The organism is Paraburkholderia edwinii, from assembly GCF_019428685.1.
In the GTDB taxonomy this organism is placed as follows: Bacteria; Pseudomonadota; Gammaproteobacteria; order Burkholderiales; family Burkholderiaceae; genus Paraburkholderia; species Paraburkholderia edwinii.
Genome location: NZ_CP080096.1, coordinates 961,902 through 974,667 on the forward strand (window position 1 = coordinate 961,902; position 12,766 = coordinate 974,667).

Here is a 12,766-nt window from a genome sequence, read left to right on the forward strand (position 1 = left end):
ATGAACACCGAAGCCGCCGCAACTGCCGGCATGGCCGGCGGCGAGGCACCTAACGAGATCCTGCGCGCCGAGCACGTGACGAAGCTGTTCGGCCCGGTCCGCGCGCTCAAAGACGGCTCGCTCACGCTGCGTGCCGGCGAAGTGCATGCGCTGGTCGGCGTGAACGGCGCGGGCAAGTCGACGCTCTCGCGCATTATCAGCGGCCACTTGCGCCGTTCCGACGGGCTGCTGCGCTACAAAGGCCACGACGTCGACTTCGCGATGCCGCGCGACGCGATGCGCGCGGGTATTTCGCTCGTGTTGCAGGAAACGAGCATTGCGCCCGATCTCTCGGTGATGGAGAACCTGTGCCTCACGCATTTCGGCCAGCGCGAGCGGCTCGACTGGAAGGCGCTCAGGCGCAGGGCCGAAGCGGTGCTCGAGGAATTGCATCAGGCCGAGCATTTGCCGCTGCACAAGCGCGCCGGCGATCTCTCGATGGCGCAACGGCAAATCATCGAAATCGGCCGCGCATTACAGCAGGACTCCGACCTGATCATCTTCGACGAGCCCACTGCGTCGTTTTCGCCGACTGAAGTCGCGAGCCTGTTCGAGGTGATGCGTCTGCTGCGTTCGCGCGGCAAGGCGCTCGCGTTCGTCTCGCACCGGCTCGAAGAAATCTTCGAGATTACCGATTGCGTGACGGTAATGCGCGACGGCCGTACGGTGGCCGCCGACGTCGCGACGCGCGAACTCACGCCGGCGGCGCTGATCCAGCTGATGGTCGGCCGCACTATCGAGAACCTCTACGAGCGCGGCAGCGCGCCGCCCGCGCAGGCACGCGTTGCGGATGCGCCGCTGCTCGAGGTCAGCCATCTCGCGTCGGGTTCGATGGTGCGCGATGTGTCGTTCACGCTGCACGCCGGCGAAATTCTCGGGCTCGCGGGTCTGGTCGGCGCGGGCCGCTCGGAGACGATCGAAACGCTCTTCGGGCTGCGCAAGCGCGATAGCGGCACGGTTCGGTTGAACGGCGAGACGTTCGCGGCCGCATCGCCGCGCGATGCAATTGCGCGCGGCATCGGTTTGATCGGCGAGGATCGCAGGCGGCAGGGTATCGTGCCGGACTTCTCGGTGACCGAGAACCTGCTGCTCGCGCATCTGGGCCGCGACCGCGGCATTCATCGCAATTACGAACGGCATTTCGCCGAGATCGACCGGCTGATGACCGAGCTCGATATGCCCGAGCACATCCTGACCGCGCCGATGCTCGGCTTGAGCGGTGGGCAGCAGCAGAAGGTGATTTTCGCACGCTGGCTATTGCTGAATCCGTCGGTGCTGCTGCTCGACGAACCGACGCGCGGTGTCGATATCGGCACGCGCAATACGATTTACCAGATCATCCGCAAGATTGCGGCGCGCGGCATCGGCGTCGTGGTCGTGTCGTCGGACTTCGACGAAGTGCTCGGGCTGTCGGATCGCGTCGTCGTGCTGAGCGACGGCGTGTCGGTCGCGCAGGCGACCAGCGATCTGCTCGACGCGGAGATTCTCGCGACCTATGCGGCGCCGCGTTCGTCCGCGCAGGGCGTGCACGATGCGCTCGCCGATCTGTCCGCGCAATTCGGCGCGACGAGCTACTGGCTGCAGGTCGAACGTGGCCGCGTGTTCTGCTTCGACGTCGTGACGCATGCGAATGCGCCGGTCGGCATCGCCGCGGAGCGTTTTCCGCTGGTCGAAGAAACCGCCATACCGCGCGCGCTCGATACGCAAAAGGCGGGTACCGCGATCGACGACGGCCCGCTGCGTTCGGTGTTGTTCAGGCTCGTCAACCAGAGCGGCCACTCGTTCGGGTATGTCGGCGTGAGCGTGCCGTCGGCGGCAACGCTCGATCCACAAGCGGTGCGCGCGCAGATGACGCAGAACATGACCCGTCACGGCGTGGGGCAACTTCTCGTCGCGGCGCAAGGGGAGGAGACAGCGGTATGAGCAGTAACGATCTGAAAGCGCACGACGGTGGTCGCAACGGCAATGGTGTGCAAAACCCAGGCGTGCAAAACACCGGCGATGGCGGTGCGGCCGCCGCCGCGCCCGCGCCGGTTACCCCGGCACCGCGCCGCCGTCATGCCGGCTTCGTTCATCGCTTTGCGCTCGAAATACGCATGCTTGTCGTGCTGATCGTGCTGTCCATCGCGCTGTCGCTGATCTCGTCGCACTTCTTCTCGCTCGGCAACCTGTTCAACCTGATGGACCAGTCGGTCGTGACCGGTATCGCGGCGATTGGGCAGACGTTCGTGATTCTGGTGGCCGGCATCGATCTGTCTGTCGGCGCATTGACCGGTGTGGCGGGCATCGTGCTCGGCCTCGCGCTGACATCGGCGGGCCTGCCCGTGCCGGTCGCAATCGCGGCGGCGATCGTGTTCGGCGGCCTGATGGGGCTCGTCAACGGTTTGCTGGTCACATTCGGCCGCATTGCGCCGTTTATCGTCACGCTCGGCATGATGTCGGTCGCGCGTTCGCTCGCGTATGTGATCAGCGACGGCAATTCGATTTCCTCGCTGCCGCAAGGGCTTTCGTATATCGGCTCGGCCGACGTGTTCGGTATTCCCGCGAATTTCCTGTTCGTCGTGCTGCTGTTCGCGCTGGCCTGGTACTACCTGACCTTTACCAAAGGCGGCCGCACGATCTATGCGATCGGCTCGAATATCGAAGCGGCGCGCGCCTCGGGTCTCAAGGTGACCTACTACACGACGCTCGCCTATGTGCTGTCCGGCGCGCTGTCGGCGCTTGCGGCGGTGATGCTCGCGTCGCGGCTGCTGTCGATCGATCCGATTGCCGGCAATGGGCTCGAACTCGATTCCATCGCGGCCGTCGTGATCGGCGGTGCGAGTCTTTTCGGCGGACGCGGCTCGATGATCGGCACGTTTTTCGGCGTGCTCATCATGGGCCTGATCCGCAACGGTCTGAACCTGCTGAACGTGGGACCTTACTGGCAGGGCAGTGCGATCGGCGCGATCATCATCATCGCCGTGCTTGCCGAACGCATCGTGACCACGCGCATCAACCGGCGCGGTCAATGACGTACGGTTCGTCGTCCAACAATTCATCCAAGGAGACATTGATATGAACCCCATGCACAAGCAGGCACATAAGCGTGCATTCCTCGCGCGCACCGCGAAGGCGTTCGGCGCTCTGGTGCTCGGCGCGGCATTGAGCGCGTCGTTCGCAAGCGGCGCGTATGCGCAGCAAAGTGCGGCGGGCAAGCGCTTTGCCTATCTGACGCCGGGGCTCGATCTGCCGTTCTGGCGCATCGTCGGCAAGGGCGTGACCGATACGGTCAAGGCGCAGGGCGGCACCGTGACGATCTACGATTCGCACAACGATGCCGCCACGCAGCTGAAAAACGCGCAGGACGCGGTCGCGCAAGGCGTGGCCGGCATCGTGATCTCGCCGACCGATTCGTCGACGGCGCCGAGCGTGCTGCAGATTGCCGCGCGTGCGAAAGTGCCGGTGGTGATTGCCGATATCGGCACGAACTCGGGCGATTACGTGTCGTTCATCAGTTCGGAGAACGAGAAAGGCGCATACGAAACCGGCAAGAAGCTCGCTGAAGTGATGAAGCAGAAGGGCTGGGACAAGGGCGGCTACGGCATTTCGTCGATCTCGCTTGCGCGGCAGAACGGCAAGCTTCGCACCGAAGGTTTCCGCCGTGCGATGAAGGAAGCGGGCATTCCCGAAGTCGCGCTGAACCAGATGCAGCGCTACACGGCGGACGAAACGTTTCGCTTCGTGCAGGACATGATCACCGCGCACCCGGATATGCATGGCGTGTTCGTGCAGACCGATGCGCCGACGCTCGGCGCGGCGCGCGCGATCCAGGTCGCGCACAAGCAGTCCGATATCGCGCTCGTCGCGTTCGACGGCATTCCGCAATTCGTCGATATGATCAAGGACGGCACGCTGACCGCTTCGGGCATGCAGCAGCCGTATCTGATGGGGCAGAAGGCAGCCGGCGCGATGCTCGATCATCTCGCGGGCAAGGAACCGCCGAAGAGCATCGTCGTGCCGGTTGTGGTGGTGTCGAAGGACAATCTCGACCAGGAATTGCCGGTGATCAAACAGACGGTATTCGGCGGCGAGATGAAGTAAAGCACACGGGTGTGCGCGCGCAGGCGCGAAGGTGGAATAAAGCATGGCGGCCGGACGTTCGATGCGTGGTAGCCGCCATGCGTTTATGCTCTGGCTTCGATGCGTAACTGCCGGGAATGTGTATCGGCGGTTATCCGATCATGTCCACTTTTCACGACTGCCCGCTCACGATGACTGTTCAGACTCGCCGCCATGCCATTCGACGTTTTGCGCTCGCCATCGCGGCGAGCGCTTCACTGACCGCTTTTTCCTCCTTCTCCCACATCGCTTATGCCGCGGATCCGGTATCGCTTTCTGATGCGATCGCCGGTCCGCAGCGCAGCGATGCCAATCGCGCTCGCGACGCTTACCGTCATCCCGCTCAAACGCTGACCTTCTTCGGCCTGACCGACCGTCAAACGGTGATCGAAATCGCGCCGGGCGCAGGGTGGTACACCGAGATTCTCGCGCCTTATCTGAGCGCGCACGGCAAGTTGTATGAAGCGCCGTACGTCGAGTCGGATGCACAGAGCGCTGCACATCTCGCGCCGATGATCGACCGCTTCAGGCAGAAGCTCGCGCAGGATCCGGCGGACTACAGCGGCGTAACAGTCGGTGCGTTGCAGGCGGGCCGGCTGACCGGCGTGGGCGCACCGGGTAGCGCGGATATGGTGCTGACCTTCCGCAACATCCACAACTGGATCAAGGACGGCGATCTCGATGCGAACTTCAAGGCCTTTTACACGGCATTAAAACCGGGCGGTGTGCTCGGCGTCGAAGAACATCGCGCGAAGCCGGGCACGTCGCTCGCCCAGACCATTGTGACCGGCTATGTGACGGAAGACTTCGTCATTGAGCATGCGCGCGCGGCCGGCTTTGAACTGGCCGGCCGTAGCGAGATCAACGACAATCCGCGCGATACGAAGGACTATCCGAAGGGCGTATGGACGCTGCCGCCCACCTACGCCGAAGGCAACGTTGATCGCGCACGCTATGCGGCAATCGGCGAATCGGACCGGATGACGCTGCGCTTCGTGAAGCCGGTTGCCGCGCATAAGCAACAGCAATAAGCGGCTGCAATAAGCGGCTGCAATAGGCGGCTGCAATAAATAGCCGCATCAAGCGGCTGCATCAGGCCTCTATTGCTTCATCGAGCCGCTCGAATCCTGCGAGCCTTGCGTGCCTTTTCCCTGCGGCGCCATCCCCTGTTCGCGCTTTTGCATCAGCGAATCCTGCGGCGACGATGCGCCGCTTTGCGGACTGCCTAGCTGATTCATGCTCTCCCCGGCCTTGCCCGGCTCGATGCCTTGCTTCGCGCCGGGCGTCACGCCTTGCCCGGACCCTTGGGTCGAACCTGCGCCGGTCGTATTGGCGCCACCTGAGTTTGTTTGAGCCATCGCATTAGCGCTGCCCAGCAACGCCAGCGCGCACAGCATCGCACCGATGCTTTTCATTGTCGTCTCCCATTTAATGCCCGCGGTATTTCGCTGGCCTGTTTACTCAAATGCGCATACCGCGTGCCATATCGGGGACGAAGGGCCATCCGAAGATAACCAAAGTTACAAATTTGCTTGCGTTAGGTGAATTGGTTCGAAATCGTTTTCGTATCTGGGCCGCAGTGCTTGATCGATTTATTGATATTCGGCTAAACCCGCTTATTCCGTCCGGTTCATCTTTTATTGACTGTACCTACCAGATGGACCAACTGTCTTCTACATGAATGGCGCAATGGAATAAGCCGATTGCGCCGTCTGTTGTGAGAGAACAGAAAATGAATGAGACCACGCTGCAGCGCGAGAACCAGGCCGGTGAAGCGCCGTATGTCAACGACCGGGAGTGTTGGAACAACTTTTTTGCGGAGAATAGAAATGCAAAACCACCGCATGTACGGCACGTGCGAGATATGCGATACCGACGATGGGTTTCAAATGACGGTTGCAATTAAAAGGGAAAAGGATTCGAAAAATACTGATAAGGTTTCGCGTGAAAGCGATAATATCGTGCGAATACCATGGCACGAAAATCTGGTTTCGAAAGATATCGGACGCGCCTTTATCGGAAACAGCAGCGTCGTTATCGGTTCGCGAATGAAGGACCGTGATGCCGACCCTTGTGTGCAAAAACGGCGGCTGCGTGCTCACTGGGAACATATCGAGGGCGTCGGCTTGCGGTGCACATGGATTGAAGAGCCGGAAGGCGAATCGGACGCGACGCCTGAGGCCAAAACCGGAGCAGGCAGCAAGCCAGACGAGAGGGGGAACAGCGGCGCAGGCACCGAATCCGATTCGAACTCAGACGCCGAGTAGCCGCTTATCAGCCACCTACACATACGAGCCACATACCAGCTACGATTCGTCGCGCGGCGCCAGTGTGACGGTCGACATCGTTCGTTCGGCGAGCACCGCATCGCGCTTCGCCAGCAAATGCGCGCGCAGGATCGCGCCCATCTTCTTGCCATCGCGCGACTCGAGCGCCTCGATCATCTCTTCGTGATCGCGGATCGCGCTATCCCACTTCTGCGTTTGAAAGTTCGAACGGAACCGCAACGCCTGCAGGCGCCGGTTGATCGACAGGTACGTCTGCCGCAGCGCCGAGTTGCGCGCGGCTTCGTTGATCTTGTCGTGAATCTTGTGGTTGCGGCTGTAGTAGCCCGACAGGTCGTTCTGCGCGCGGCACGCGAGCATCGCGTAGTGCAGCGCCTTGATTTCCGCCAGCTCGACGGGCGTGATGCGCTCGCACGCGAGTTCGCCCGAAAACGCCTCGAGCCCGCTCATCAGTTCAAACGTTTCGCGAATCTCGGCGTCGGTCATTTGAGAGACCGTCGCGCCCTTGTTCGGCGAAATATCGATCAGGCCTTCGGCGGCCAGCACCTTCAGCGCTTCGCGCAGCGGCGTGCGTGAAATGCCGAGCGTCTCGCATAGCTGACGCTCGTTGAGCTTCACGCCAGGCGCGAGCAGCCCCTCGACGATGAAGTTGCGCAGATGGTCGACCACGGTGTCGTGCAGACGCTGCCGTTCGACCTTCGGCAATGACGGCGGCAGCATTGCCTCCGGCATGTCAGCATTTTGCATGCAAAGACCTCATGATTGGTTCGACGGCATTTTATCGCAGGTCGGCTCGCCGCAAGGCGTGCGGGTTTATACCTGGCGGTGTGCGGGTTTATACCTGGACGTTTCGGGCGAATTTTGCTTCCCGCATCAGGATGCCTGCGCTAGAGTATTTTGCATGCAAAATTCAAACGCAAGGTTTCCAATAAAGGACCGCACATGCTGAAACTCGACTTCCACCCGGCCGGCCGTCACTTTCTGCAGATCCCCGGGCCGAGCCCCGTACCCGATCGCATCTTGCGGGCGATGAGCTATCCGACCATCGATCACCGCGGCCCTGAGTTCGGCGCGCTGGGGCTGAAGGTGCTCGACGGCATCAAGAAGATCTTCAAGACTTCGCAACCGGTCGTCATCTATCCGGCATCGGGCACGGGCGCGTGGGAAGCCGCGCTGTGCAATACGCTGAGCGCGGGCGACACGGTACTGATGTACGAGACGGGTCACTTCGCGACGCTGTGGAAGAAGATGGCCGAGAACCTGGGGCTGAAACCCGAGTTTCTCGGTTTGCCCGGTGTCGAAGGCTGGCGCCGCGGTGTGCAGGCGGACCTGATTGAAGCGCGTCTGCGTGCCGATACGAACCACGTCATCAAGGCCGTGTGTGTCGTGCACAACGAGACGTCGACGGGCGTGACTTCCGATATCGCAGCCGTGCGCCGCGCGATCGATGCGGCCGGTCACCCGGCGCTGCTGATGGTCGATACGATTTCGGGCCTTGCGTCGGCCGACTACCGGCATGACGAATGGGGCGTCGACGTGACCGTGTCGGGCTCGCAGAAGGGCTTGATGTTGCCGCCGGGCATTAGCTTCAACGCGATTTCGCCGAAGGCGATGAAGGCGCACGAAAGCGCGAAGCTGCCGCGCGCGTTCTGGGACTGGGCCGACATCGTCGAGATGAACAAGCAGGGCTACTGGCCGTACACGCCGAACACGAACCTGCTGTACGGGCTGCACGAATCGCTCGAGATGATTCTCGGCGAAGGGCTCGACAACGTGTTCGCGCGTCATCAGCGGCTTGCGGCCGCCTGCCGCGCGGCCGTGACCGCGTGGGGCCTCGAGATCCAGTGCGCGGACCCGGCCGTCTATTCGCCGGTTCTGACGGGCGTGATCATGCCGGAAGGCGTCGATGCGGACGCGGTGCGCAAGCTGATCTACGAACACTTCGACATGTCGCTCGGCACGGGCCTTGGCAAGGTGAAGGGCCGCATGTTCCGTATCGGCCACCTCGGCGAGTGCAACGACCTCACGCTGATGGCGACGCTGTCCGGCTGCGAAATGGGCCTGAAGCTCGCGGGCGTGCCGTTGAAGTCGAGCGGCGTGACGGCGGCCATGGAGTATCTGACGAGCCACGTCGCGAAGCCGTCGCTGAAGGCGGCTGCATGACGGCGCGCGAACCGCAGGTAGCGGCCGCTGCTGGCGGCTTGACGCAAGGGTCGCGTGAAGCGCTCGCGCGGCTGTTTGTCGATGCGCGTACGCGGCGTGCGTGGCTCGATGCGTTGCCGCAGGATGCGCAGCCCGCGAACGCAGAGGATGCCTACGCAGTCCAGCACGCGACGCTTCATGCGATGCGCGATTCGATCGGCGGATGGAAGGTCGGTGCGAAAACGCCGACTGGCGGCCCGATTCAAGGATCGCCGTTGCCGGCTTCTTGCGTATATCGCAGCGGCGCCGAGCTGTCGCGCGGTTCGTTCAACCAAGCGGGTCTCGAGCTCGAGGTTGCATTTGCGCTTGGGCGCCGTTTCGAGCCGACCGGTGGGCCTTATACCGACGAACAGGTGCTCGATGCGATCGAATCGATGCACGCGACGATCGAGATCGTGACAAGCCGCTTCAGCGGTTGGCCTGCGGTCGACAAGCTGTGGCAGCTCGCCGACTTGCAGAACCACGGTGCATTGATCGTCGGCGAAGCGGTGCCGTACGACGGCACGTTTTCGTTTGTCGCGCCGGCCGCAAGCTTCACGATCGACGGTGCGCCGCTGTTCGATAGCGCGCCGGCGAATCCGGCCGGCGATCCGCGCAGGCTGCTCGGCTGGCTCGTCAATCACGGCGTATCGCGCGGCCTCACGTTTGAGTCCGGCACGGTGCTGACCTGCGGCTCGTACACGGGCATGGCGTTTCCGGAGAAGGGCGGCGTCGTGCGCGGTGCGATAGACGGCTTGCCGCCGGTGCAGTTCACGCTCAGTTGATCAGCCCAAGAGCCACCACGCCGGTCCGCTTGCTTGTATCGAGCAAATCGAGCCTAACGAGCGAACGTCCATCCATTTGAATCGTTGCGACGCCCATGCTGAATTCCCGTCCCCAGGCACTTGTTCAGCCGATCCACCTGATGCCCGCAGCGGCGCGTGCGAAGCTCACGCCGCTCGCCACGCGTCTGGCGGCGGAACTGAAAGGCGATGTGCTGTTCGACCGCGCCACACGCGGCCGTTATGCAACCGATGCATCGATTTACCAGATCATGCCGCTTGGCGTTGTCGTGCCGAAGGACCAGGCGGACCTGAAGCTCGCGCTCGACATCGCGCGCGACAGCAAGGCGCCCGTGCTGGCGCGCGGCGCGGGCACGAGCCAATGCGGGCAAACGATCGGCGAAGCGCTGGTCATCGATACGAGCAAGTGGCTCAACAACGTCGTTCATTTCGATAAGGACGCGCGCACGGTGACGGTCGAGCCCGGCGTCGTGCTCGATCACCTGAATGCGTGGCTGAAGCCGCATGGGCTGTGGTTCCCGGTCGACGTGTCGACGAGCGCGCAATGCACGATCGGCGGCATGGCCGGCAACAACTCGTGCGGTTCGCGCTCGATGGAATACGGGATCATGGTGCACAACGTCGATGCGATCGACGCGGTGCTCGCCGACGGTCACGAAGCACGCTTTACAAGCTTGTCGAAGATGACGAGCGATGCGCGCACGCGCGCACTGGTCGAAGAAGTGCGCAAGATCGCGCAGCGCGAGCGCGATGAAATGCGCGAGCAGATTCCAAAGGTGCTGCGGCGCGTGGCCGGCTACAACCTCGATCTGTTCGAATGCCAGAGCCCGCTGCCGTTTTCCGCCGATGGCGAACCGAACCTCGCGCACCTGCTGGTCGGCTCCGAAGGCACGCTCGCGTTCAGCCGCACGCTCACGCTGAAACTTTCGCCGTTGCCCGCGTATAAGACGCTAGGCGTTGTGAACTTCCCGACGTTCTACTCGGCGATGGACATGACGCAGCATATTGTGAAGCTCGGCCCCGTCGCGGTCGAACTCGTCGATCGCACGATGATCGATCTCGCGATGTCGAACCCGGCGTTTCGGCCTGTCGTCGAAAAGGCGCTGGTGGGCGAGCCGCAAGCGGTGCTGCTCGTCGAATTTGCCGGCGCTGACAAAGATACGCAACTCGCGAAGCTTGCTCAGCTCGTCGAATTGATGGGCGATCTCGGCTTGCCCGGTTCGGTTGTCGAAATGCCGGACGCGCACGCGCAAAAGGCGCTGTGGGATGTGCGCAAGGCCGGGCTCAACATCATGATGAGCATGAAGGGCGACGGCAAGCCGGTGTCGTTTATCGAAGACTGCGCGGTGCCGCTCGAACATCTGGCCGAGTATACGAGCCGCCTTACCGAGGTGTTCCACAAGAACGGCACCGAAGGCACGTGGTACGCACATGCTAGCGTCGGCACGCTGCATGTGCGTCCGATTCTCGATATGCGCCGCGACGGCGCGCAAAAAATGCGCGCGATTGCCGAAGAGGCTGCCGCGATGGTGCGCGAATACAAGGGCGCGTATTCGGGCGAACACGGCGATGGCTTGTGTCGCGGCGAATGGGTGGCCTGGCAATACGGTCCGCGTATCAATGAGGCGTTCCGAGACATCAAGAAGCTATTCGATCCGGACAACCGGCTGAGCCCGGACCGCATCGTCAATCCGCCGAAGATGGACGACGCAACGAATTTCCGCTTTCCTCCCAGCTATCGGGAACGCGAATGGAAGCCGGCGCTCGACTGGTCCGCCTGGAACGTCACACGCGATCCGCTGACCGGTGCGGAAGGCGCGCTGGGCTCCGGCGGCGATCGCGCGAACGGTCTCGCGAAAGCAGTCGAGATGTGCAACAACAACGGCCACTGCCGCAAGTTCGACGCGGGCACGATGTGCCCGAGTTACCGCATCACGAAGGACGAGCAGCATGTGACGCGCGGCCGCGCAAATACGCTGCGCCTCGCGATCTCGGGTCAACTCGGCGAAGACGGTCTGGCCGGCAGCGACGTCAAGGAAGTGCTCGATCTGTGCGTGTCGTGCAAGGGGTGCAAGCGCGATTGCCCAACCGGTGTCGATATGGCGCGCATCAAGATCGAAGCGCGCGCCGCATGGAATGCGCGTCACGGCACGACGCTGCGCGAGCGGTTGATCGCGTATCTGCCGCGCTATGCGCGATATGCGAGCCGCATGCCTGCGCTGGCCGGTTCGCTCGAACGCATGCCGTTCGCGCGCTGGATGAAATCGCGCATCGGGCTTGCGGCAGAGCGCTCTTTCCCACGATTTGCGAAACCGTTCCTTCCGAACGTGCAGCCGCGTGCGAATATTGAAGCAGGCACTAAAGAAGTTCTGCTATTTGTCGATACCTTCAACAACTACATGGAGCCCGATAACGCGCGTGCGGCACAGCGCGTACTCGAAGCAGCGGGCTACACGGTGCACTTCAACGTAAAGGATGGCGAACGGCCGTTGTGTTGCGGCCGGACGTTCCTTTCGGCGGGTCTCGTCGACGAGGCGAAGGCCGAAGCGCGCCGTGCGCTCGATGCGCTGCTGCCGTATGTGGAGCGCGGCGTGTCGATCGTCGGTCTCGAGCCGTCGTGCCTGCTGTCGTTGCGCGACGAGTTTCTCGGTTACGGATATGGCGACGCGGCAAAGCAGCTGGCCGCGTCGTCGTTCCTGTTCGAGGAGTTTCTGGTGCACGAGCAGGCGGCGGGCCGATTCAAGGTATCGCTCAAGCCGCTCGATACCGCGAAGGCGCTGCTGCACGGCCACTGTCATCAGAAGGCGTTCGATGCGGTGCGTCCGGTGCAGACCGTGCTCGGCTGGATTCCGGGCCTCAAGGTCGAAGCGATCGAATCGTCGTGCTGCGGCATGGCGGGCAGCTTCGGTTATGAGGCAGAGCATTACGACGCGTCGAAGGCAATGGCGGAACTGTCGCTGTTGCCCGCGATTAGAAACGCAGGCGATGCATTGATTGTCGCCGACGGCACGAGCTGCCGTCATCAGATTGCGGACGGCACGCAGGCTGAGGCACTGCATGTGGCAAGAGTGCTTGAAGCGGCCCTCGCGTAGCAGAGGATCACAGAACAGATACAAGTCACCGAACAATAAGCGAAGAGGCAGCAACGAAAAGAAAGCAGGGGCGCATCAACGTATCGCGCGAAATTCCCGCGGAATCGTGCGATCGGCGAACGGTAAATAGCAAGTACTAGTAGATAGGAGACAAAGCCATGACACGACTGCGCAATCCTCATCCCGGCCACATGCCGGGCCGCATCCGAACCCGAATCCGAATCCGGTAACCACGGTAGTCAAGGCGGGCGCACGCTACCGCCAC

General features: G+C 62.4%; 10 protein-coding genes. 8 read left to right on the forward strand and 2 right to left on the reverse strand.

From position 1 onward, the window contains the following. The 4 genes from KZJ38_RS26045 (at window position 1) to KZJ38_RS26060 (ending at window position 5,171) form a co-directional block, all read left to right on the forward strand. Window positions 1-1,962, forward strand: a complete 1,962-nt coding sequence (locus KZJ38_RS26045) for a sugar ABC transporter ATP-binding protein (RefSeq protein WP_219802726.1) — start codon at window positions 1-3, stop codon at window positions 1,960-1,962. Further along, on the forward strand, window positions 1,959-3,053 hold the full coding sequence (locus tag KZJ38_RS26050; RefSeq protein WP_219802727.1) for an ABC transporter permease: 1,095 nt from the start codon (window positions 1,959-1,961) through the stop codon (window positions 3,051-3,053). The genes KZJ38_RS26045 and KZJ38_RS26050 overlap by 4 nt, the downstream gene beginning before the upstream one ends. Window positions 3,054-3,096: 43 nt before the next feature. Then, on the forward strand, window positions 3,097-4,122 hold the full coding sequence (locus KZJ38_RS26055; protein ID WP_219802729.1) for a substrate-binding domain-containing protein: 1,026 nt from the start codon (window positions 3,097-3,099) through the stop codon (window positions 4,120-4,122). Window positions 4,123-4,292: 170 nt separating this feature from the next. After that, window positions 4,293-5,171, forward strand: coding sequence for a class I SAM-dependent methyltransferase (locus tag KZJ38_RS26060; RefSeq protein ID WP_219803632.1), 879 nt, complete (start codon window positions 4,293-4,295; stop codon window positions 5,169-5,171). Between the two features lie 69 nt (window positions 5,172-5,240). On the opposite strand, the gene KZJ38_RS26065 is transcribed toward KZJ38_RS26060, so the two are convergent. Further along, window positions 5,241-5,555, reverse strand: a complete 315-nt coding sequence (locus tag KZJ38_RS26065; protein ID WP_219802731.1) for a hypothetical protein — start codon at window positions 5,553-5,555, stop codon at window positions 5,241-5,243. Between the two features lie 414 nt (window positions 5,556-5,969). On the opposite strand from KZJ38_RS26065, the gene KZJ38_RS26070 reads away from it, so the two are divergent. Then, on the forward strand, window positions 5,970-6,407 hold the full coding sequence (locus tag KZJ38_RS26070) for a hypothetical protein (protein ID WP_219802732.1): 438 nt from the start codon (window positions 5,970-5,972) through the stop codon (window positions 6,405-6,407). 39 nt (window positions 6,408-6,446) lie between these two features. Here the strand turns inward: KZJ38_RS26070 and KZJ38_RS26075 are convergent, their stop codons facing one another. After that, entirely contained in the window at window positions 6,447-7,172 is a 726-nt protein-coding gene (locus KZJ38_RS26075; protein WP_219802734.1) for a GntR family transcriptional regulator, read from the reverse strand. Window positions 7,173-7,367: 195 nt separating this feature from the next. Here KZJ38_RS26075 and KZJ38_RS26080 point away from each other — a divergent pair, with 195 nt between their 5' ends. From KZJ38_RS26080 to KZJ38_RS26090, 3 genes are all read left to right on the forward strand, one after another. After that, complete coding sequence (locus tag KZJ38_RS26080; protein WP_219802736.1) at window positions 7,368-8,588, forward strand: pyridoxal-phosphate-dependent aminotransferase family protein; 1,221 nt, start codon at window positions 7,368-7,370, stop codon at window positions 8,586-8,588. Beyond that, window positions 8,585-9,391 (forward strand): 2-keto-4-pentenoate hydratase, encoded by an 807-nt coding sequence (locus tag KZJ38_RS26085; RefSeq protein WP_246642015.1) that lies wholly within the window; start codon window positions 8,585-8,587, stop codon window positions 9,389-9,391. Before KZJ38_RS26080 ends, KZJ38_RS26085 begins: the two co-directional genes overlap by 4 nt. A gap of 95 nt (window positions 9,392-9,486) precedes the next feature. Beyond that, on the forward strand, window positions 9,487-12,501 hold the full coding sequence (locus KZJ38_RS26090; RefSeq protein WP_219802738.1) for an FAD-binding and (Fe-S)-binding domain-containing protein: 3,015 nt from the start codon (window positions 9,487-9,489) through the stop codon (window positions 12,499-12,501). Window positions 12,502-12,766: the final 265 nt, after the last annotated feature.

What these genes read in the sequence shown, in the direction of transcription:
- KZJ38_RS26045 (WP_219802726.1), top strand. Translation starts at nt 1, where the DNA reads ATGAACACCGAAGCCGCCGCAACTGCCGGCATGGCCGGCGGCGAGGCA.
- KZJ38_RS26050 (WP_219802727.1), top strand. Translation starts at nt 1,959, where the DNA reads ATGAGCAGTAACGATCTGAAAGCGCACGACGGTGGTCGCAACGGCAAT.
- KZJ38_RS26055 (WP_219802729.1), top strand. Translation starts at nt 3,097, where the DNA reads ATGAACCCCATGCACAAGCAGGCACATAAGCGTGCATTCCTCGCGCGC.
- KZJ38_RS26060 (WP_219803632.1), top strand. Translation starts at nt 4,293, where the DNA reads ATGACTGTTCAGACTCGCCGCCATGCCATTCGACGTTTTGCGCTCGCC.
- KZJ38_RS26065 (WP_219802731.1), bottom strand. Translation starts at nt 5,555, where the DNA reads ATGAAAAGCATCGGTGCGATGCTGTGCGCGCTGGCGTTGCTGGGCAGC.
- KZJ38_RS26070 (WP_219802732.1), top strand. Translation starts at nt 5,970, where the DNA reads ATGCAAAACCACCGCATGTACGGCACGTGCGAGATATGCGATACCGAC.
- KZJ38_RS26075 (WP_219802734.1), bottom strand. Translation starts at nt 7,172, where the DNA reads ATGCAAAATGCTGACATGCCGGAGGCAATGCTGCCGCCGTCATTGCCG.
- KZJ38_RS26080 (WP_219802736.1), top strand. Translation starts at nt 7,368, where the DNA reads ATGCTGAAACTCGACTTCCACCCGGCCGGCCGTCACTTTCTGCAGATC.
- KZJ38_RS26085 (WP_246642015.1), top strand. Translation starts at nt 8,585, where the DNA reads ATGACGGCGCGCGAACCGCAGGTAGCGGCCGCTGCTGGCGGCTTGACG.
- KZJ38_RS26090 (WP_219802738.1), top strand. Translation starts at nt 9,487, where the DNA reads ATGCTGAATTCCCGTCCCCAGGCACTTGTTCAGCCGATCCACCTGATG.